This is a genomic window from Moraxella lacunata (genome assembly GCF_900453205.1).
In the GTDB taxonomy this organism is placed as follows: domain Bacteria; phylum Pseudomonadota; class Gammaproteobacteria; order Pseudomonadales; family Moraxellaceae; genus Moraxella; species Moraxella lacunata_B.
On record NZ_UGQU01000004.1, the window covers coordinates 235,256 to 253,895 of the forward strand.

Genomic DNA, 18,640 nt, shown 5'->3' on the forward strand with positions numbered 1-18,640 from the left:
TATGTTAAAAGGCTACAAAAATGATGATTTTCGACCAATCATCATACAAAAGTGCAAAATAGCGAACTATTATAAGCCAGTTTGGGCGATATGGCAAGTGGTTTTTGCAAATCAGCCAAAGCATTTGTTGGTACTCATTGACTTCCTCCCCTCCCTATCGTTCGGGGGATTGCTTCTACAAGACGGTCAAGCCCGACCGCAAGAATGTTCCGACTGGCATTGATATCTCTATCATGCCGTGTGCCACACTTTGCACAAGTCCATTCTCTTATTCCAAGACCTGCTCTACCTTTGGGACTACTGGACATATCGCCACAGCACGAACAGGTTTGGGTAGTGTATTTTTCATTCACGATTTCAAAACAACAACCTGCATTCTTGCATTTATAGGTCAGTTGCCGTTTGAGTTCAAACCAGCTAGCATCGTAAACCGATTTGGCGAGTTTGCCTTTTTTATTGCTTGAATCATCAAACCAACTGCAACACTTCATCAAAATAAACCTCATAAGGTGTTTTCCAGTTTAAACACTTTCTGGGTCTATGATTAAGTTCATTCACTTTACTGATAATATCGCTTTCATGCCACTTGCTTAAATCTTGATGCTTAGGGAAATATTCTCTAAGCAGTCCATTGGTATTTTCATTACTTCCCCTGCCCCAAGGATGTCTTGGTGGAGGAAAGTAAAACTCTACATTTAACTGCTGACTGATTTTTTCATGATAAGCAAACTCTTTTTCTCTATCAGGGCAATCGCACCACCCCTTACCAAATAACAACTGTTCAAGATAAGACTTATTCTGTGAAGCTCGTAGGCTGGGTTAGCGACAGCGTAACCCAGCATTTATGGTTTAACCAATTGAATTTATTGGGTTTCGTGCCTCAACCCAACCTACGGGCTGGGTTTTATGCCTTGTGCAAGCATTAACATTATCTTTTCTCGTTCATTTATGCTAAGATGTTTGTGGGTGTTCATGGTTACTTTTTGATTTGTGTGGTAACAATATTATAAGTAATTATGAACATCTTTTCATTTGTTGCGGTTGGATTGTATGTTTAAGGGTTTATCAATTAATGACGAGTAAGAAAAGGCGTGCAGAGAAGATGAGAAATGCAACTTTGCAATTAAGAAAACTGATTAACAGTGGGGCGATTGACAAAAAATTGTTTACACAAAAACAGCTCAATGACATTAACACAGATGTGGGTGGAAAAGCCAAAACCAAAATACATGGTTATGCTTGGCATCATAACGCTCAGTCTAGTCCCAATAATATGCAACTCATTCCAGATGAAATACACAACAAAGCTGTAAGACATACTGGCGAAGGCTCTTTAAGTGAAGGTAGATAAATCATGAAACAATTAAAAATTATTGATGACAATGGTCAAGCAGATATTCAATTAATTAGAGATTTTGAGAAAGAGTATAATATTACCCTTCCAAACTCTTATGTTGAGCTAATATCAAAACATAATGGCTTAAGGCTTTATAATAATAGGTTTGATTTTATAAATTTAGATGGTTTAATAAGTTCAACTGATATATATTTTTTAAGCTTTGGTGATGATTTTTCTGAAAACATGGCGGACTTTTAATGGTGTGGTGATTCTTACTCATACGAAAATCTTGTGCTATTTGGTATTAGTGCTTATGGAGATAGTATTTGTTTTGATTACCGTCCAGATTTAAGCACAAACAACCCTCCAGTTCGTCTAATGAGACACGAAGACACCTTTATCAATCAATACGGTCAAGACAAAAACATTGTTTTTCCTATCGCTAACAGCTTTGATGAGTTTTTAGATATGCTTTATGAAGAAAGTGAATAATCCCATAAATATCTAAAATGTAAAACATACTGGTGAAGGTGCTTTAAGTGAAGGTAGATAATTATGATTAAATTAAATATTGGTTATGATTATGGTATTTCTGATATTGAATGGATAAATGATTTTGGAAAAAAAATATAATATTTCTTTTCCAAAATCATATTGTGATTTAATGCTTAAACATAATGGCGTTAGATTTGAACAGGATACATTTCGGTATTTTAAAAATAATCAGTACTGGGTGGAAAGTAATATTTCTTTTCTTGCATTTGGCAACCCTATAGGTACCGAATTGATAAATGACAGTCAATATTATAGCGAAAAAAATCTAATTGCTTTTGGCTTAAATGAATTTGGCTATCTTATATGCTTCGATTATCGTCAAGACCGTATGACAAATGACCCGCCAGTAGTCATTATGTATCATGATGAATTTATGACTAATGAACACGGTCAAGAAAAGATGGTTATTTTTCCAGTTGCTAACAGCTTTGATGAGTTTTTAGATATGCTTTATGAATAAACTGAATAATCTCATAGCAAGTAAAAACCTATTTAGTTATAAATCCATTTCTAGAATTAACATCAAAGTTGCTGACAACAATCAAACCAAAAGTGAGACCAAATATGAATGATTTAAGCAATGCCTATTATGAGGTTTTAGACGACCTACTATATACTTATTTTGCATTTTGTAGGGATTTTCGTTCCGAAGAAAAAAATCATTTGGAGATTATCTATATACTAGATGATGATTTTGTAAGTATGGAACATCATCCGCTAGAGCTGTTGATACACTATACAGGTATATTGTCTTTATGTTCCAGTTGGCATCCAGATGCCAGCAATTATTTTTTAGGGAAAATCAATGAGATTATTTCTAATCATAATATCAATGATTTATTATCTCTGCTTAATGAAGGGTATTATGAATTCAAAAGGGACTTAAAATCATTTAATATTATAAGTTGATATTATTTTACTTTTTTCCATAAACCCATAGTTTGGATTAAGATACCCCCAACATCTTAATCCAAACTTTAACTTTACCACACACCCCATCCCTCATCACCCCTCCCAACAAACCCCAATCGCTCCAATATCGGACGATAAAAACTGGCTCTGTTTAGCCCGTAGGCTGGGTTAGCGACAGCTTAACCCAGCATTTATGGTGTAACCAATTGAATTTGTTGGGTTTCGTGCCTCAACCCAACCTACGGGCTTTGTTAAGGCGTTTAAAGACATTGCCAAAGGTGTCATGTGAGGGTATGCCATGAGTTAAGTCAAGAAATGTGGCAAATCATGTTTTGTTTTCATTGCCAAAGTCTTCTATATCTACCCAGTCATGATAACCACAGATAACTGCGGTTAAAGCAATGGTTAGAATGTTTTTAAGTGGGTGTAGCAGGCTTTTGTTTTGACGCCTTGGGTCATGAACCTGTGATAAATAGTCAATGGGGTTTGTGAGCATAAAGAATGTCCTTTTTGCTCACATTTTAATGATTTATTGTGGGTTTGTCGATGGTTGTAGTGCGATTGCTCTGCACAACAACGCACTTGCACGTCCACAAAAGTTGTGCTATGATTAAGATGTGTTACTTTATTGTAACAATCGTTGCATTTAGTACTCATCACACTTTTACTACCAATATTGGTGTTTTTTTAATAGGTATCTTTTATGACTATGTTCACCCCTCCCCTGCTAAATTTCAATAAATTAAATCAGCGAACTCATAAATTTAGCAAATCCATCCTAACCATCGCCATCTTGTCTAGCCTTGCCTTGGTCGGCTGTGGTGATAACAATAGCAACAAACCTGCCGAACAAGCCACTGCCCAAAGCACAAACACAGCTGACACCGCCAGCACGCCTCCCGACACACCCACTCAGCAAACCACCGATGCCACACAAAAACTCAACGCCTACATAGACTGTGGTAACCAAAACCAAATGGTACAACGCTCTTATCATCATTATAGTCGCTGGGTCAAAGATATGAATGCAGGTCCAACAGGCAAAGAACCTGTCATTAACGGCACACTAGAAATCATCGCCCCTATCATTGAACGCTGTACAACCAAGCTCACCGAAGCAGTCGCCCTTACCCCCGCCTTGCCTGAACTTGACAAGGCAGCCAGCGAACTTGCGACAACATTCACCGCCTTTACCGAGATTAACAACAAAGCCTATACTTATTATGAACAGCAGAATTACAAGGACGATGATTTTACCCAAGGCAAGGCGATGCACCCAGAATTTGTCAAAGCTTATGAAGCATTCAAGACTGCCAATGACGCATTCAATGTCGCCCTAGATGCCGAAAATAATAAAGTCCAAAACGCCGAACTTGCTAAGATTGAACAAACCGAAGGCAAAAAGTACGCTTATTGGTCGCTGGCGACATCAATGAAAGCTAAAACAATGGTTGATATGATTAGCCAAGAAAGCTTTGATGCCGAAAAAGCAAGTGCGTTACTGACCGAGTACGAAACCAGTATGACCGAGCTAAAAAATCAAATCAGTGCCAAAGGGGCGGATGTGCCTGCCAATGCCGATATTATGGTCTCTGATTTGGATGAACTGCTGAGCGCCGCCAAAAAACGCATCCGCCGTGTGCGTAACAACGAAGCCTACACCCAAGCTGAAATTCATCAGCTAAACGCAGGCAGTCCAATGGTAGATGGCTCAGAAGCCAATGTGGTAGAGATGTACAACCGCTTTGTCCAAAAAGCCAATATCGTCCAATAAGGTGTGCTAATGCAAAGCAAAGCGACTTATTTTATCTGTGCCTTAATCGCCATTGGCGTAGGGTTGTTTGGCGGTTGGTTTGCTTTTAATAAGTATTCACTACACAATCGCTATCCAAGCGAAGGCAAAATCGCCGAAGCCTATCCCACAAGCGACCACTACACCGAAACTCGCAAACGCTTTGGTATCAGGTCCTATGACACGGATTTGGCGTTTACGGCTGATGGCGGTCAAACCATCCATCTAAAAAATGCCAATATCAGTAAAGATGAATTGGCAATCTTACAAACAGGTAAGCCGATTGAGCGTGAATACTTGCCTGACGACCCACAAAATACCGCCCGTGCTAAGGGCGATATGATGGGGATTCGGATTGGTTTGGCACTAATGCTGGTTGGGCTTGGTATTGGCATTTATTATATGATGATTGCCCTTGCAAAAGCCAAGCCTGACAACCCATCTGATTGATTGTCTTCATTGTCTTTTTAAGAATTTACATCAATGCACCGACCTTGCCGTGGGTGCATTTTTTTGAGCCAAGAAAATTATAAACAATTGTAAATATTTTGCCATAACAATTTGCAAGACTACAAAAACTTTGTTATGATGGTCTGACGCTTGTAAAATTTTATTTTCACTGTACAAATGATTTCCAAAATCGCACTTTGACAATAAAATCACAACCGTGTATGCTAAGCATCTTTTCGGCATCTGCCACCAAAAGGGAAATTTTATTTTATGTCATATCTAGCTCCCCTGCGTTCCCACGCAACACCCTAATCCACAATTCCACCCCCATTGTCAGTCTGCCAAACGCTGTGTTGGCAGGCTTTTTTGTGCCTGTTTGTCGTGTCTTTGACCGCTAAGCGATAAGGAAAAACCACGATGAACCTAACCATTCCCGCCACCCTTATGCGTGGTGGCACAAGCAAATGCTGGGTGTTTGAACGAGAAGTTCTTAACAATCAGCCCCTTTCAATGGACGACATTTTGCTCCGCAATTTTGGCTCGCCTGATATCCGCCAGTTGGACGGTGTCTGCGGTGGCACTTCTACCACGAGTAAGGCCGTTATTTTGCACCTCTTGCACGGTCAAGAGATTGACGGACAAGCATTTGATGTCAATTATCTGTTTGCCCAAGCCCGTAGGCTGGGTTAGCGACAGCGTAACCCAGCATTTATGGCGTAACTCATTATGGGTTTTAAAACCAGCAGACAGATAAATCCTGCGTAAGCCATCAGCTGAGCATTGGCTTGGCTGGTGGTTTTTTATTTGCGGTTAGGTGAGGGGGTGTGGGCAGAATTATCCATATATGGAAAGAAATACGGTTCACAACCGCCTAAAAAAACCAAATACTCCGATATGTGGAAATATTTACAGTCTTTTTGATTAAATTAACGCACATGCCACTGATATGTGAAAGAAAATACGGTTAAAACACCTAAAATCCGAGCAAAAACAGTAAAAATCTTCCAGTTTAATTAAAATTTATCCATTTTTATCAAAAAAACCACAAAAAGACCGTATTTTTTACCACATATAAAACTTAAAATCGGCATAAATGAGCTTTAATATATGGAAAGATTTACAGTTCTAAGGGATTTTTTGACGCCAAAGAGGTCATAAAAACCCTTAAAATTCATCAAAATAGCCCCTTATATGGAAAAAATATGGTTAAACTCGCCTGCAGATCCTGTAATTATTGGATATATGGAAAGATTTACGGTTCTGAGATCTTAAAAATAACAAGTGTTTAAATGAGATACACCCCATTTGCAAATGAATTTAATTTTGTTATAATCGCTTGTTACTTTTTTGTTAAACAATGTAAGGAGTGTGTCATGGACGCTGTAACATCAGGCGGGGCGGGCGTATGGATTTCGCTGTCAATTTATTTTTTGGGCATGATTGCCATTGGAGTGTATGCCTATTTTAAACAAAAAAAAGATGTCGAAGGCTATATGCTCGGTGGGCGTAACTTATCGCCTGCGGTGACGGCACTCTCGGCGGGGGCGTCCGACATGTCAGGCTGGCTACTGCTGGGGTTACCTGGTTATATGTATGCGTCAGGCATTGTGAGTTTGTGGATAGCAGGAGGACTGACGATAGGGGCATTTGCCAACTACCTGCTCGTTGCCCCACGTCTGCGTGTGTATACCGAAGTGGCAGGCAACGCCATTACTTTGCCCGACTTTTTTGCCAATCGCTTTGATGATAAAACGCACCTACTTCGTATGGTTTCTGCCATTGTGGTCATCATGTTCTTTACGGTCTATACGGCGGCAAGTCTGGTTGGGGGCGGTAAGCTTTTTGAAAGCTCGCTCGGGCTTGATTATGGCTTGGGTCTGTGGGTGACGGCAGGCGTGGTCGTGGCGTATACGCTCTTTGGCGGATTTTTGGCGGTGTCCTTGACCGACTTTGTCCAAGGGGTGATTATGCTCATCGCCATGCTGCTGGTGCCGTTTGTCGCCTTTAATGAAATCGGCGGTATCAGTGCCGGCATGGACGTGGCACGTTCTGTGAACCCTGAGCTGTTTAACATCATGAGTGGCGTGAGTGTCATGGGAGCGATTTCGCTAGCAGCGTGGGGTCTGGGCTATTTTGGACAGCCACACATCATCGTGAGGTTTATGGCGATTCGCTCAGTCAAGGACGTGCCTGTGGCGTGCGGTATTGGCATGGGTTGGATGATATTGAGCTTGATTGGGGCTCTGCTTGTTGGCGTGTCGGGCGTGGCATATATCCATAATAAGGGCATGAGCCTAGATGACCCTGAGACGATTTTCTTGGTGTTCTCACAGCTTTTGTTTCATCCGCTCATCGGTGGCTTCTTGCTGGCGGCGATATTGGCGGCGATTATGAGTACCATTTCTAGTCAGCTACTGGTGGTGTCAAGCTCGCTCACTCGTGATGTGTACAAGCTGTTTTTGGACAAAGAAGCATCCGAATCCCGCCAAATCATGGTCGGGCGTATCTCGGTGGTACTCGTGGCGGTGCTTGCGATTATGCTGGCAGGGGACAAAGACAGTTCGGTGTTAAAGATGGTGTCGCACGCGTGGGCAGGCTTTGGGGCGGCGTTTGGTCCGTTGGTGCTACTCTCGCTCATGTGGAAACGCATGAACTACCAAGGGGCTTTGGCAGGCATGATTGTCGGGGCATTGACCGTTATCGTTTGGGTGTATGGGGGTATTACGATTGGCGGACAGCCTGCTAATGACGCCATTTATTCCATCATGCCTGGCTTTGTGTTTAGTGCCATTGCGACGGTGGTTGTCTCACTTTTGACCCCACCGCCCAGTGCCAAGATTATGGGTGAGTTTGATGAGATGGAACGCCAGTTAAAGGCTTAAAATAAAAATACCCTAATATTCTGTTGGGCATCTTGTGGTGTGATTTACCCAAAACCTAAAAAGTTTATCAGCTTTTGGGGTTTTGGGTATTTTTTTGGCAAAATGGCAGGCGAGCTTAATAAGTTTTGCCCTTAGATGACATGCGTTAAAAAATGTTACAATATTTTTATAAAAATTTTTAAAAAAATGATTATACTAAAAGTATTTCCCAAAAAATAAACAGCCAACCACAAACAACCATAAAAAGGTATTCTATGCCCCAAAGACCTTATAACAAACCAATCAGTCGTGAACAAAAAGTTCGTACGTCATCAGGGCTTATCAGCCTGCTTTGGATGTTTGTGGGGGCGGTGATTGCGGTGATGATAGGATTTTTCTTATACTTATCGCCTTTGTTTGATGGTTTTAAGACAGAGGTAGAAGTCAATCCGCCTACCAAAGTTGAGCCATTGCCACAAAAAGAGCAAGCAAATAACTATGAGTTTTATGAAGTGCTACCAACACGAGAATTTCATACAGGGGAAAATGTGGCGGGGGGTGAGCCGGTGACGGATGAGGCGACCATAACTGAGCAACCTGAGGTTAAGCCTGATGCGGTGGTCATTTCTGACAGTCATCAAGAGAATGACAATGTAAGTGGTACTAACGAGATGGAAATAGCCATCACCGAAGAAGATGCTACCTATGAAGGTGAGTCAACTTCTGGCAATATTGAGATAACGGCTCATAAGAATACTTATATCTTACAAATTCGCAGTTATGACAACCCCGATGAGGCTGACCGCATGCGTGCTGAGGTCATGATGTCGGGTATAGATGCTCGGGTCATCAAGCGTGTGGATGACGGCATGGAGCTGTATCAAGTCATCTCCAATACCATGAACTCTAAGGAAGAAGCACTGTCTGCCAGCAGAAGATTGAGTAATAACGGCATTGATTCGCTTGTGGTGGAGCAAAGACGTTAAGTTTATAAGAGAATGCCATAAAAATACCGCCTGCTTGTGACAGGCGGTATTTTTATGATTATTGTTTGGTTTCGGTGTCGGCAGGGGTGGTCTCTTCTGCTGTCGGTGCCTCAGTGGGGACAGGGGCTTCGGCAACAGCCATGGTCTCTGTTGTCTCTGTGCTTGCTGGCTTCGCCGTTTCTGTCGTCTCAGGAGTGGCTGTGGTGGTTTCTGCTACATCAGTAGTTGCAGTGTCGGTTGTGGTGGGGGCGACTGCACCTGACGCTCCACCAGCACCGCCCATTGTGGGCTGTCCGTGGTCATCAAATTTCACTTCTTCTGCTTTTGGGGCATTGGCTTTGGCATTTGCCTCGGCTTCTTCTAGTTTGTCCACGGCTTTTGGATGGGCGTGGTCGCCTCCGCAGGCACTAAGTAGTAGGCTCGTGCTGATGATGGCGGTAAATAATTTGGCTTTCATGAGAACTCCTAACGGATGACTATTCAAATAATGCTATTATGCCACAAATAGCAGGGAATTGACAATTTATAATCTTGCACTCTGCCATTTGTGGTTTGGCTTTATTATTCTAAACTTTCTAGGCGGATACGCACCACAGGCTCGGTGACCGCCCCAAGGACTTCTATCTCTTTGATGGCTTTGTTCATCTGTGATTCTAGTACGGGCAAGGTCAAGATGATGACAGGTACGAGTCCTGATTTGTGAGCGTCACGTTGCATGATGGCGTCAATGTTAATGCCGTTTTCACTCAGAATGCGAGTGGTGTCAGCCAGTACGCCCAGCTCGTCTTTGACCGTCAAGCGCAGATAGTAGCCACAGGTCATCTCATCGCTAGATAGGATGCGAGTGTCGGACAGCTCTTCGGGGACGAACGCCAGATGTGGTACGTCGCTTGGGGTGTTGGCATTGATGACATAAATCAAATCCATGACATCCGCCATGACTGCCGATGCTGTCGCTCCCGCTCCTGCCCCATCGCCATAATACAACGACTGCCCCAGCGGGTGAGCATCTACCATGACGGCATTTTTTACGCCATTGACATTGGCAAGTAGGGTGCTGTTGGGGATAAGCGTGGGATGGACACGTAGCTCAAAGCCGTGTTCACGGCGAAACGCAAAGCCGAGGTGCTTGATGATGTAGCCAAGCTCTTTGGCGTAGACCACGTCTTGCAAGTTAATTTTGGTGATGCCTTCACAGTACACTTTGTTAAACTGCAAGGGAATGCCAAAGGCAATCGATGCCAACAAGGACAGCTTATGAGCGGCGTCAATACCTTCAACATCAAAGGTGGGGTCAGCTTCGGCATAGCCTAGGGCTTGGGCTTCTTTTAGTACGTCACCAAAACGACGGTTTTTTTGTTGCATTTCGGTCAGGATAAAGTTGCCCGTACCATTGATGATGCCTGCCACCCAGTCCACTTTGTTGGCGGCTAGGGCTTCACGGATGATTTTGATGATGGGAATGCCACCTGCCACCGCCGCTTCGTAACGCACCTGCACGCCATGCTCTTCGGCAAGCCCAAAAATCTCATTGCCATGTTCGGCAAGTAAGGCTTTGTTGGCGGTGACGACGTGTTTTTTGTGTTTGATGGCGTGGATGATGACGTCTTTGGCGACGCTCTTACCGCCAATCACTTCGATGACGATGTCCACATCATCATCGGCGGCGATTGCCATCAAATCATCGCTTTGTTTGATGGTGGGGTCAATGTCATCTCGCTGCCTCCTTGTGCCGACGTGAGTGATATAGATGTCATGACCGCTACGGCGAGACAGCTCAACGGCGTTGTCTTTTAGTAGGTTGACCACGCCCGTACCAACTGTTCCCAGACCCAAAACCGCAATGTTAATTTTATCTTTCATGAATGCCCCAACTGGTTATCTATAACAAAAATTAACGGTAAAACCGAACTGCTTAACTTATCATAAGTTCATGGCTTATGCTAGGGGTTTGTAAAAATTTTTATGGGTTTTGTCAAAATTTTTTGTAAAAATTGTAACAGGTGATGGGACTTGATGAGTGTGGTGATTTGTTTTTAAAATCTTATAAAAAAGGGCTAAAAACCGAGCCCTTTTGTTTGTTATTTATAAATTAACCATCAACGATTGGCAATAGCCTCTTTGGCAAGCTCAGCCGATGGCAAATAGCCCCCAAGCTGTTGTCCGTTTTCGGCAAAGATGGCAGGCGTGCCTGACACACCCAGCTTGTGACCGAGTGCCATGTGTTTTCGCACGGGGTTGTCACAGCTTGGGGCGGTGACGTCTTTGCCTTGTTTGGCGTTGGTCAGGGCGGTTTGGCGGTCACTGCTGCACCACACGCTCTCGGTCAGACCTATCATAGACTCGCCACGGGGCCATGCCAGATAGCGAACTTCGATGCCAGCGGCGTTGGTTCGGTCAATCTCTTTGTGCAGAAGTTGGCAATAATGACAGGTAGGGTCTGAGAAAACATAGATGGACGCTTTGGTCTCGCCTTTGGCAGGGAAGATAATCATCTCGGATTTGTCCACGGCTTGCAGCTCGGAGACGACCGCTTTTGACATCATGGCACTACTGATGTCCACAGGTCTGCCATCGCCTAGCTTCATGACCGCACCTTGAATGACGTACGTGCCAGTTTTATCAACAAAAAATGGCGAAACACCATCCAAAGTCGCCCAGTACATCTCGGGCATGTCGGTTGGGATGACGGACTGAACCTGAGCGTTAAGACCTGATTTGTTTAGGTTGTTTTGTAGGGCAAGGGCGACATCGGGCTGATGGTTGGGGTCGTCATTTTGGGCAGGGATATTGTCCACTGGCTCGGTGTTTGTTTCTTGGGTTTGGTCAGTGGCAGTTGCCGTGCTGCCTGTTTTTTTGTCTTGGTTGCACCCGACCAGCAGTAGGGCGGTCATGGCAACAGTCAAAGCGGTGTGTGATAGGGTGGGTTTGATGGTCATGATGATAAATGATAAAAGGAAAAATGAGCTATTATACCAAATTTTGCCATGATTTCCCAATACTTTTATACAAATGTTCAAAACAATCGATGATGAGATGGGTGGATGATGGGGTTTGTGATTGTCAAAAAATTTTAATATTGTTGTGTTAAAATATACCTTTTATTTGAACAAATCAAAAGCAGGGCAATCATGGCAAGTTTACTTATTCTATTAGATGATATCGCAACGGTGCTAGATGATGTCTCGGTGCTGACCAAAGTCGCCGCCAAAAAGACGGCAGGTGTGCTGGGCGATGACTTGGCATTAAACGCCCAACAAGTAACAGGCGTGCGTGCCGACCGTGAGCTTGCGGTGGTGTGGGCGGTAGCAAAGGGGTCATTTATCAATAAATGTATCCTTGTGCCGGCAGCCCTCGCCATCAGTGCGGTGGCGGCGTGGCTAATTACGCCTTTACTTATGATTGGCGGACTATTTTTGTGCTATGAAGGCTCGGAGAAGGTCATTCATAAATTTGCCCCCAAACTCTTGCCCCATGACTTAGATGATGAAGACGCTCATCAGGCACGCCTAGAAGCCAACGCCAACGATGAAGATTTGGTGGTATTAGAGCAAGACAAAATCAAAGGAGCGATTCGCACCGACTTTATTTTGTCGGCAGAGATTGTGGTTATCTCGCTTGGGGTGATGACGGCGACGACCTTTATGACCAAAGCCTTAGCACTATCTGCCATTGCCATTTTGATGACAGTGGGGGTGTACGGACTGGTGGCGATGATTGTCAAAATGGATGATGTGGGTATGCATTGGGCGGCACAGTCTGACCCCACCAAACAAAAAATGGGTAACCTGCTCCTTGCCTTTGCCCCCAAACTCATGAAATTCCTATCTATCGCAGGTACGCTTGCCATGTTCTTGGTTGGTGGTGGGATTTTGGTGCATGGCGTGGACATGCTACATCATCAAGCTGAGCATTTGTCGCACTTGTCGGGCATGTTTGGCGGTCTGACCGAGACCATTTATAATGGCGTGGTGGGTTTTATCGCAGGCTGTCTGGTTGTGGCGGTGGTGGTGATGTTTAAAAAGATAAAATCTGGGGCATAACGGCTTGTTTTTGTGGTTAATATCTGCTATAATCGGCAGGTTTTGTAAAAAACACCTTGTTCCAATTTGAGCTGATGCCTACGCCAAGACCGTACCAGCTAATTATAATATACAGCCAAATTGATGTCTTAGTTGTCTTGATAATCGGAGTAAACCATGCCCTTAGTAAAGGTCAAAGAAAACGAACCTGTTGATATTGCGATTCGTCGCTTCAAACGTGCTTGCGAAAAAGCAGGCGTTCTGGCTGACGTACGTAAAAAAGAATTTTACGAAAAACCAACCCAAGAGCGTAAGCGTAAAAAAGCCGCTGCGGTCAAGCGTTATAAGAAAAAAGTATGGCGTGAACAAGCACGCACCGTGCGTAAATACTAATCGGTATTTCGCCACGAAAAGCACTCATATTTGGGCGCTTTTCTTTTTGGAAAAATTGGGAAGGGCTTATGGTTATAGAATAGAAAATTTTACAATTTGTTACATCTTAATTAAATTAACGACAGTTGTACTTTGTATAATAATCATCTTTAATTTGCTTAATTCCTATATTTTATTTTTCTAATGAGATTATCATGAAAACTTTTTTCTCCTCTGCTGTTATTTTATTAGCTTTATCATTATCTGCTTGCGTGACACCCATTGATGCCACTCATACGGGGGCGGTCATTGTACCTGTACCTGTGAGCGTACCCGTATCTGTACCTGTATCGGTTGGAGTGCCTGTGCTTGTCAAAGAAAATCCCGAGCCTGTCAAAGAAAATAGCAGTGTTCATGTCTGCAAGGTCAAAGCGTTTACTGACACCTACCGTTCTGAAAATACCAGCCGTGGCAAGGCTCGCCTTGATGTCTTAAAGCAGTGCCAAGCCAAGCACCATGAAATGTTTTGCCGTGATGAAGATGTTGAATGCACCCAATATAATTAAGCGGTAAATCTAAGCCCTGATTATCAGGGCTTTTTTTATGGGGAAATTTTCCAATCAGGGGTAATTTTAGGTATAATACCCCAAATTTTTACAAAAATCACATCATGACCTACACCGACATCCCCAACCTTGCCACTTTTGACACGTCCGCCATTGACAAAGACCGCCCGCCCGTCATTCTGGTGGACGGCTCGTATTATCTGTTTCGCTGTTTTCACGGCATGCCCCCCTTATCCAACCAAGACGGCTTGCCCACCAATGCCACTCGTGGCGTGCTAAATGCCTTGGGCAAGCTCATCAAAAAATACAAGCCCACCCACATGGCTGTCGCTTTTGACACCAAAGCCCCCACTTTTCGCCACGAATTATCGGACGCTTACAAAGCCCACCGCCCTCCTATGGATGATGATTTGCGAGTACAGATTCCTTATATTCATGACTTGATTGAAAAATTGGGCATTTCCCTCATCAAAATTGACGGTTTTGAAGCGGACGACATCATTGGCACGCTTGCCCGTAACGCCTGTATGCAGGGCTACCCCGTGGTCATCTCCACAGGCGACAAGGACATGGCACAGCTGGTTAATGACTGTGTGATTTTAGAAGACAGCTTTAAGGACAAGATCACGGACGTACAGGACGTATTTGACAAATTTGGCGTACACAACACCCAAATCGCCGATTATCTCACGCTCATGGGCGACTCATCGGACGGCATTGCAGGTATCCCAAAAGTTGGGGCGAAGACGGCAAGTAAGCTCTTGACCGAATATGGCGACATTGACGGCATTTTGGCAAATCTTGCCAATATCAAAGGCATGGTCGGGCAAAAAATATACGAACATCAGGGCGAAATCCCCCTAAATCGCACCCTTGCCACGATTGTTACCAATCTAGAACTGCCCATTTCATTTGACGAATTAAAATTAGATAATGACAAAGAGACACAAATAAAACGTGCCAAAGCGTTATATGAATTATTTAAGACATTAGAATTTAAAAAAGAAATGGCAGAGCAGTTGGCATTATTAAAAATGGCGGAGTTGCCTGTTACTGATGATTTATTTAATAATGATAATGCCGATAATGAATTAAACAATCCTTTTAATGATAATTTAGCCGATAACAGCGATGAATTAACCGTTAAACCCTTACCCATTAAACAAGGTACTTATAAAACCATAAATAGCCTTGATGAATTTCATAAGCTTATTGATAAATTAAAGAGCGTGCCTTATTTTGCCATTGATACCGAAACGACTAGCATTGATTGGCAAAAGGCAGAGTTGGTTGGGGTATCTGTCGCCACCGCTAATTATGAAGGCTATTATATCCCTGTCGGGCATACGGGCGATTTTGATATTTTGCTTGATAATCAATTAGATAGGGACTTTGTTTTAACTGAATTAAAACCCATTTTACAAAATCAGCGTATCGGCAAAATCGGACAGCACATTAAATACGACAGTCATGTTTTTAAAAAATATGGCATTGAGCTAAATAATTGGCATATGGATACGATGCTGGCGAGCTATGTCATCAATGGCGTGGCGACACGGCATAACATGGACGATTTGGCACGGCACTATCTGGGCGTAAATACCACCACCTTTGAAGACGTGGCAGGTAAAGGGGCAAAACAGCTTAGCTTTGATAAAGTGGACATGGATAAGGCAAGCGATTATGCGTGCGAAGATGCGGACATTACGTATCGCTTGTTTAGTGTGTTTGATGACTATTTGCAAAAAGATACCAATGCCAATAGCCTTTTGCACAAAGTAGAAATCCCCACCGCCCAAATCTTAGCCCAAATGGAGCATGACGGCATTTTGATAAAGACCGAATTTTTGGGTAAATTGTCGCTTGCTTTTGACAATCAAATCAGTCAATTAGAACAAAAGGCGTTTGAGCTGGCAGGCGAGAGCTTTAACGTGGCAAGCCCCAAACAGCTTGGCGAGATTTTGTTTGACAAGTTAGGCATAGCAGGCGGTAAAAAAACCAAAACAGGACAATATTCCACGTCCGAAGCAGTGCTTGCCAAGATTGACCACCCGCTTGTGGATGTGGTGCTAGAACATAGAAGTCTGTCCAAGCTCAAAAGCACCTACACGGACGCTCTTGCCAAAGTCGCCGACAAACAAGGGCGAGTGCATACCAGCTACCACCAAGCCTTGACGAGTACGGGGCGACTGTCGTCATCAGACCCCAACCTACAAAATATCCCCATTCGCACCGACACAGGGCGACTCATTCGTGAAGCCTTTATCGCACCGACAGGGCGTGTGATTATGGCAGCGGATTATTCGCAGATTGAGCTGAGGCTCATGGCTCATTTTAGCGGCGATGAGAGTTTGATTAACGCCTTTAAAAACAACCTAGACATTCACACCGCCACCGCTGCCGAGATTATGGGTAAGGAGCTATCAGACGTAACGCCAAACGAGAGACGTTCGGCAAAGGCGGTGAATTTTGGGCTGCTATACGGCATGGGCGTGTTTGGGCTTGCCAAACAATTGGGCGTAGAAAATGGCGTGGCAAAGGACTACATCAAGCGGTATTTTGCCCGTTATCCTGCCATACATGACTACATGGAAAATACCAAAAGTTACGCCAAATCAACAGGTTATGTTACTACCATTTTAGGACGAAAGCTCTACGCCCCCGACATCAATTCATCAAACGCCATGATAAGACAAGGGGCGGAGCGGGCAAGCATTAACGCCCCACTACAAGGCTCTGCTGCTGAAATCATCAAACTTGCCATGATAGCTGTGGATAAAGTCCTGCCCAAAGACCATGCCAAACTTTTACTCCAAGTGCATGATGAATTGGTGTTTGAAGTGGATAGCGACAAAGCAGACGAGATAGGCGAACTTATCAAAACCGCCATGCAAAACGTGCTGACCGACACCGCCAAAAGCTTAGGTTGGGACGTGGAATTTGCCGTGCCACTTGTTGTGGAGATTGGTGTGGGGGAGAATTGGGAGAAGGCTCACTAAACAAGATAACAGACAAGTACCGACATGGCATTCACCAAACGACCTGCTTTTAACATAATCCCCACATGGCTTGCCCCCTTATTGGCAGAGCCAAAGCGTGCCTTGCCTGAGCTTAGTACAGGGCTGATGATGGCGGTGCTGGTCATTCCCCAAAGTCTGGGCTATGCACTGCTGGCAGGGCTGCCGCCTATCATGGGGCTATACAGTGCCATCGTGCCAACGATGGTCTATGCCTATGTTGGTTCAAGCTCGGTCAATGCCGTCGGGCCTGTTGCCATTACCGCCATCATGACATCAGGGGCGTTGTCGTCCTATGCGTTGGGGAGCTTGCAGTATCAGGCGATGGCGGTAACGCTTGCCTTGATGGTTGGGGTGCTACTCATGCTCGCCCATGTGATACGTTTGGGCTGGATTATGCAGTTTGTCAGTCGTGGCGTGGCAGGTGGCTTTATCAGTGGGGCGTCTGTGCTGATTATCTTGGGGCAGTTAAAACATCTCATCGGCACGCCCTTGGCAGGCGATGGACTCATTGACATGATGGGCAAGATGGCAGGGCAGGAGCGACTGTTTCATGCACCCACCGCCATGTTGGGACTGGGGGCGTTGGGGCTACTCTTCATGAACCGCTACCGCCCCACACTCATGCACGGCGTGCTGTATCGCCTACTGCCTAAGTCCGCCCATGCTCACATCGCCCGTTTTTTTATCGTGGTACTCGTCGGCATCAGTATCATCATCGCTCGGCAGTATGATTTTGCCAATCTCGGCATTGCCACGCTTGCCCCTTTGCCGACACATCTGCCCCTGCCTGCCTTGCCTGTGGTTAGCCTAGACATCATCATCACGCTACTGCCGTCTGCTCTGCTTATCGCACTCATCGCCTTTATATCCAGTGCCAGTGTGGCGGGCAATTTGGCACGCATTCGCCATGAGCCATTTGCTCCCAACCATGAGTTAAAAGGGCTGGGGCTTGCCAACATCGCAAGTTCGCTCTTTGGCGGATTTGCCGTCTCAGGCGGTATCTCTCGCACCAGCATGAATGTCGCACTCGGAGCGAATACGCCCCTATCGTCCATGGTCTGTGCCATAGGCGTGCTGATTATTGCGTTATTTTTGGGGCAATTCATCACGGGGCTACCCTATGCGGTACTCTCTGCCGTCATCATCACGTCCGCCATTGCCATGATTGATGTGGCAAGTTTTAGGGTTGCCCACGCCCAAGACAAAAGCGAAGCCTTAACCCTTGCCATGACTTTTGTGGCGTGCGTGGGCTTTGGGCTGAACATCGGGCTTATCACAGGGCTACTGGTCAGCTTTGCACTCATCATCTACTGCTCGCACCGTGTACATATGGCGGTCGTGGGGCAGGTTGAGGGTAGCGAGCATTTTCGGAACATCCATCGCCATGACGTACAGACCTTTGATAACATGATACTCATTCGCATTGATGAGAGCCTGTATTTTGGCAATGTCGCCACCGTCCGCACCGCCCTAGATGACATCTGCCGTGAGTATCCTACCGCTCGCCACATCGTCGTCATCATGACGGCGGTCAATCACGTGGATTTGTCCGCCCAAGAAATGCTTGCCGACTTTAACCGTACACTCATCATGGATGACAAGCAATTACACTTTACCGAAATCAAAGGGCCCGTCATGGACGCTCTCATGCACACCCCTGTCATCACAGCACTAAGCGGTCAAGTGTTTTTAAGTACAGGTATGGCGGTAAACACCTTAAAAAATACTTGACAGCCTGCCAAATCCGCTGATAATCAATTGAAAA

At 44.6% G+C, this 18,640-nt stretch carries 19 protein-coding genes and 3 pseudogenes; 16 read left to right on the forward strand and 6 right to left on the reverse strand.

Translation table 11 applies throughout. The features are described from left to right. The first annotated feature begins 1 nt into the window (after position 1). The gene (locus tag DX073_RS14575) at positions 2-223 is read left to right on the forward strand and encodes a hypothetical protein (protein ID WP_220186772.1); all 222 of its coding nucleotides are present in this window, start codon (positions 2-4) and stop codon (positions 221-223) included. Here DX073_RS14575 and DX073_RS13560 read toward each other — a convergent pair. Both DX073_RS13560 and DX073_RS13565 read right to left on the reverse strand, forming a co-directional pair. Continuing rightward, positions 135-461: pseudogene (locus DX073_RS13560) on the reverse strand (RNA-guided endonuclease InsQ/TnpB family protein); the annotation flags it as partial. The gene DX073_RS14575 and the pseudogene DX073_RS13560 overlap by 89 nt on opposite strands. A 7-nt stretch (positions 462-468) precedes the next feature. Next, positions 469-747 (reverse strand): annotated as a pseudogene (locus DX073_RS13565) (IS30 family transposase); the annotation flags it as partial. A 355-nt stretch (positions 748-1,102) separates the two neighbouring features. Here DX073_RS13565 and DX073_RS13570 point away from each other — a divergent pair. The 4 genes and pseudogenes from DX073_RS13570 (at position 1,103) to DX073_RS13590 (ending at position 2,803) form a co-directional block, all read left to right on the forward strand. Beyond that, the gene (locus DX073_RS13570; protein WP_220186767.1) at positions 1,103-1,351 is read left to right on the forward strand and encodes an HNH endonuclease; all 249 of its coding nucleotides are present in this window, start codon (positions 1,103-1,105) and stop codon (positions 1,349-1,351) included. Positions 1,352-1,354: 3 nt separating this feature from the next. Beyond that, positions 1,355-1,831: pseudogene (locus DX073_RS14845) on the forward strand (SMI1/KNR4 family protein). A 118-nt stretch (positions 1,832-1,949) separates the two neighbouring features. Beyond that, positions 1,950-2,354: an SMI1/KNR4 family protein gene (locus DX073_RS13585; protein WP_115008520.1), complete on the forward strand. Its 405-nt coding sequence runs from the start codon at positions 1,950-1,952 to the stop codon at positions 2,352-2,354. Positions 2,355-2,458: 104 nt separating this feature from the next. Then, complete coding sequence (locus tag DX073_RS13590) at positions 2,459-2,803, forward strand: hypothetical protein (RefSeq protein WP_115008521.1); 345 nt, start codon at positions 2,459-2,461, stop codon at positions 2,801-2,803. 328 nt (positions 2,804-3,131) lie between these two features. Here DX073_RS13590 and DX073_RS13595 read toward each other — a convergent pair whose 3' ends face one another. Beyond that, positions 3,132-3,302, reverse strand: coding sequence for a transposase family protein (locus DX073_RS13595; RefSeq protein ID WP_115008522.1), 171 nt, complete (start codon positions 3,300-3,302; stop codon positions 3,132-3,134). 207 nt (positions 3,303-3,509) lie between these two features. Between DX073_RS13595 and DX073_RS13600 the strand changes: the two genes are divergently transcribed. The 6 genes from DX073_RS13600 (at position 3,510) to DX073_RS13620 (ending at position 8,895) form a co-directional block, all read left to right on the forward strand. Further along, complete coding sequence (locus DX073_RS13600) at positions 3,510-4,580, forward strand: YiiG family protein (protein ID WP_115008523.1); 1,071 nt, start codon at positions 3,510-3,512, stop codon at positions 4,578-4,580. Between the two features lie 9 nt (positions 4,581-4,589). Then, entirely contained in the window at positions 4,590-5,048 is a 459-nt protein-coding gene (locus tag DX073_RS13605; protein WP_115008524.1) for a DUF3592 domain-containing protein, read from the forward strand. Between the two features lie 221 nt (positions 5,049-5,269). Continuing rightward, positions 5,270-5,446 carry a hypothetical protein gene (locus tag DX073_RS14425; RefSeq protein ID WP_181814464.1) on the forward strand — a complete coding sequence of 59 codons (177 nt, stop codon included), beginning with the start codon at positions 5,270-5,272 and terminating at the stop codon, positions 5,444-5,446. A 19-nt stretch (positions 5,447-5,465) separates the two neighbouring features. Beyond that, a complete protein-coding gene (locus DX073_RS13610; protein ID WP_115008525.1) occupies positions 5,466-5,738 on the forward strand; it encodes a PrpF domain-containing protein in 273 nt (90 codons plus the stop codon). Positions 5,739-6,421: 683 nt separating this feature from the next. Further along, positions 6,422-7,930, forward strand: coding sequence for a sodium/proline symporter PutP (putP, locus tag DX073_RS13615; protein ID WP_115008526.1), 1,509 nt, complete (start codon positions 6,422-6,424; stop codon positions 7,928-7,930). A 254-nt stretch (positions 7,931-8,184) separates the two neighbouring features. Next, entirely contained in the window at positions 8,185-8,895 is a 711-nt protein-coding gene (locus tag DX073_RS13620) for an SPOR domain-containing protein (RefSeq protein WP_115008527.1), read from the forward strand. A 58-nt stretch (positions 8,896-8,953) separates the two neighbouring features. Here DX073_RS13620 and DX073_RS13625 read toward each other — a convergent pair whose 3' ends face one another. The 3 genes from DX073_RS13625 to DX073_RS13635 all read right to left on the reverse strand — a co-directional run bounded on the left by DX073_RS13625 (position 8,954) and on the right by DX073_RS13635 (position 11,834). After that, positions 8,954-9,352 carry a hypothetical protein gene (locus DX073_RS13625; protein WP_115008528.1) on the reverse strand — a complete coding sequence of 133 codons (399 nt, stop codon included), beginning with the start codon at positions 9,350-9,352 and terminating at the stop codon, positions 8,954-8,956. Positions 9,353-9,456: 104 nt separating this feature from the next. Next, the gene (locus DX073_RS13630) at positions 9,457-10,758 is read right to left on the reverse strand and encodes a homoserine dehydrogenase (RefSeq protein WP_115008529.1); all 1,302 of its coding nucleotides are present in this window, start codon (positions 10,756-10,758) and stop codon (positions 9,457-9,459) included. A gap of 236 nt (positions 10,759-10,994) precedes the next feature. Next, positions 10,995-11,834 carry a DsbC family protein gene (locus tag DX073_RS13635; protein WP_115008530.1) on the reverse strand — a complete coding sequence of 280 codons (840 nt, stop codon included), beginning with the start codon at positions 11,832-11,834 and terminating at the stop codon, positions 10,995-10,997. 192 nt (positions 11,835-12,026) lie between these two features. Here DX073_RS13635 and DX073_RS13640 point away from each other — a divergent pair, with 192 nt between their 5' ends. The 5 genes from DX073_RS13640 (at position 12,027) to DX073_RS13660 (ending at position 18,606) form a co-directional block, all read left to right on the forward strand. Further along, entirely contained in the window at positions 12,027-12,938 is a 912-nt protein-coding gene (locus DX073_RS13640) for a DUF808 domain-containing protein (protein WP_115008531.1), read from the forward strand. A gap of 156 nt (positions 12,939-13,094) precedes the next feature. Then, positions 13,095-13,310, forward strand: coding sequence for a 30S ribosomal protein S21 (gene rpsU / locus DX073_RS13645; protein WP_029104045.1), 216 nt, complete (start codon positions 13,095-13,097; stop codon positions 13,308-13,310). Between the two features lie 194 nt (positions 13,311-13,504). Next, entirely contained in the window at positions 13,505-13,855 is a 351-nt protein-coding gene (locus DX073_RS13650; RefSeq protein WP_115008532.1) for a hypothetical protein, read from the forward strand. Between the two features lie 104 nt (positions 13,856-13,959). Continuing rightward, positions 13,960-16,854 carry a DNA polymerase I gene (gene polA / locus DX073_RS13655; RefSeq protein WP_115008533.1) on the forward strand — a complete coding sequence of 965 codons (2,895 nt, stop codon included), beginning with the start codon at positions 13,960-13,962 and terminating at the stop codon, positions 16,852-16,854. A 24-nt stretch (positions 16,855-16,878) separates the two neighbouring features. Beyond that, positions 16,879-18,606: a SulP family inorganic anion transporter gene (locus DX073_RS13660; protein WP_115008534.1), complete on the forward strand. Its 1,728-nt coding sequence runs from the start codon at positions 16,879-16,881 to the stop codon at positions 18,604-18,606. The last annotated feature ends 34 nt before the right edge of the window (positions 18,607-18,640 follow it).

What these genes read in the sequence shown, in the direction of transcription:
- rpsU (WP_029104045.1), top strand. Translation starts at nt 13,095, where the DNA reads ATGCCCTTAGTAAAGGTCAAAGAAAACGAACCTGTTGATATTGCGATT.
- polA (WP_115008533.1), top strand. Translation starts at nt 13,960, where the DNA reads ATGACCTACACCGACATCCCCAACCTTGCCACTTTTGACACGTCCGCC.
- DX073_RS13620 (WP_115008527.1), top strand. Translation starts at nt 8,185, where the DNA reads ATGCCCCAAAGACCTTATAACAAACCAATCAGTCGTGAACAAAAAGTT.
- DX073_RS14575 (WP_220186772.1), top strand. Translation starts at nt 2, where the DNA reads ATGTTAAAAGGCTACAAAAATGATGATTTTCGACCAATCATCATACAA.
- DX073_RS13595 (WP_115008522.1), bottom strand. Translation starts at nt 3,302, where the DNA reads ATGCTCACAAACCCCATTGACTATTTATCACAGGTTCATGACCCAAGG.
- DX073_RS13640 (WP_115008531.1), top strand. Translation starts at nt 12,027, where the DNA reads ATGGCAAGTTTACTTATTCTATTAGATGATATCGCAACGGTGCTAGAT.
- DX073_RS13625 (WP_115008528.1), bottom strand. Translation starts at nt 9,352, where the DNA reads ATGAAAGCCAAATTATTTACCGCCATCATCAGCACGAGCCTACTACTT.
- DX073_RS13650 (WP_115008532.1), top strand. Translation starts at nt 13,505, where the DNA reads ATGAAAACTTTTTTCTCCTCTGCTGTTATTTTATTAGCTTTATCATTA.
- DX073_RS13635 (WP_115008530.1), bottom strand. Translation starts at nt 11,834, where the DNA reads ATGACCATCAAACCCACCCTATCACACACCGCTTTGACTGTTGCCATG.
- DX073_RS13590 (WP_115008521.1), top strand. Translation starts at nt 2,459, where the DNA reads ATGAATGATTTAAGCAATGCCTATTATGAGGTTTTAGACGACCTACTA.
- DX073_RS13660 (WP_115008534.1), top strand. Translation starts at nt 16,879, where the DNA reads ATGGCATTCACCAAACGACCTGCTTTTAACATAATCCCCACATGGCTT.
- DX073_RS14425 (WP_181814464.1), top strand. Translation starts at nt 5,270, where the DNA reads ATGCTAAGCATCTTTTCGGCATCTGCCACCAAAAGGGAAATTTTATTT.
- putP (WP_115008526.1), top strand. Translation starts at nt 6,422, where the DNA reads ATGGACGCTGTAACATCAGGCGGGGCGGGCGTATGGATTTCGCTGTCA.
- DX073_RS13605 (WP_115008524.1), top strand. Translation starts at nt 4,590, where the DNA reads ATGCAAAGCAAAGCGACTTATTTTATCTGTGCCTTAATCGCCATTGGC.
- DX073_RS13570 (WP_220186767.1), top strand. Translation starts at nt 1,103, where the DNA reads ATGAGAAATGCAACTTTGCAATTAAGAAAACTGATTAACAGTGGGGCG.
- DX073_RS13585 (WP_115008520.1), top strand. Translation starts at nt 1,950, where the DNA reads ATGATTTTGGAAAAAAAATATAATATTTCTTTTCCAAAATCATATTGT.
- DX073_RS13610 (WP_115008525.1), top strand. Translation starts at nt 5,466, where the DNA reads ATGAACCTAACCATTCCCGCCACCCTTATGCGTGGTGGCACAAGCAAA.
- DX073_RS13600 (WP_115008523.1), top strand. Translation starts at nt 3,510, where the DNA reads ATGACTATGTTCACCCCTCCCCTGCTAAATTTCAATAAATTAAATCAG.
- DX073_RS13630 (WP_115008529.1), bottom strand. Translation starts at nt 10,758, where the DNA reads ATGAAAGATAAAATTAACATTGCGGTTTTGGGTCTGGGAACAGTTGGT.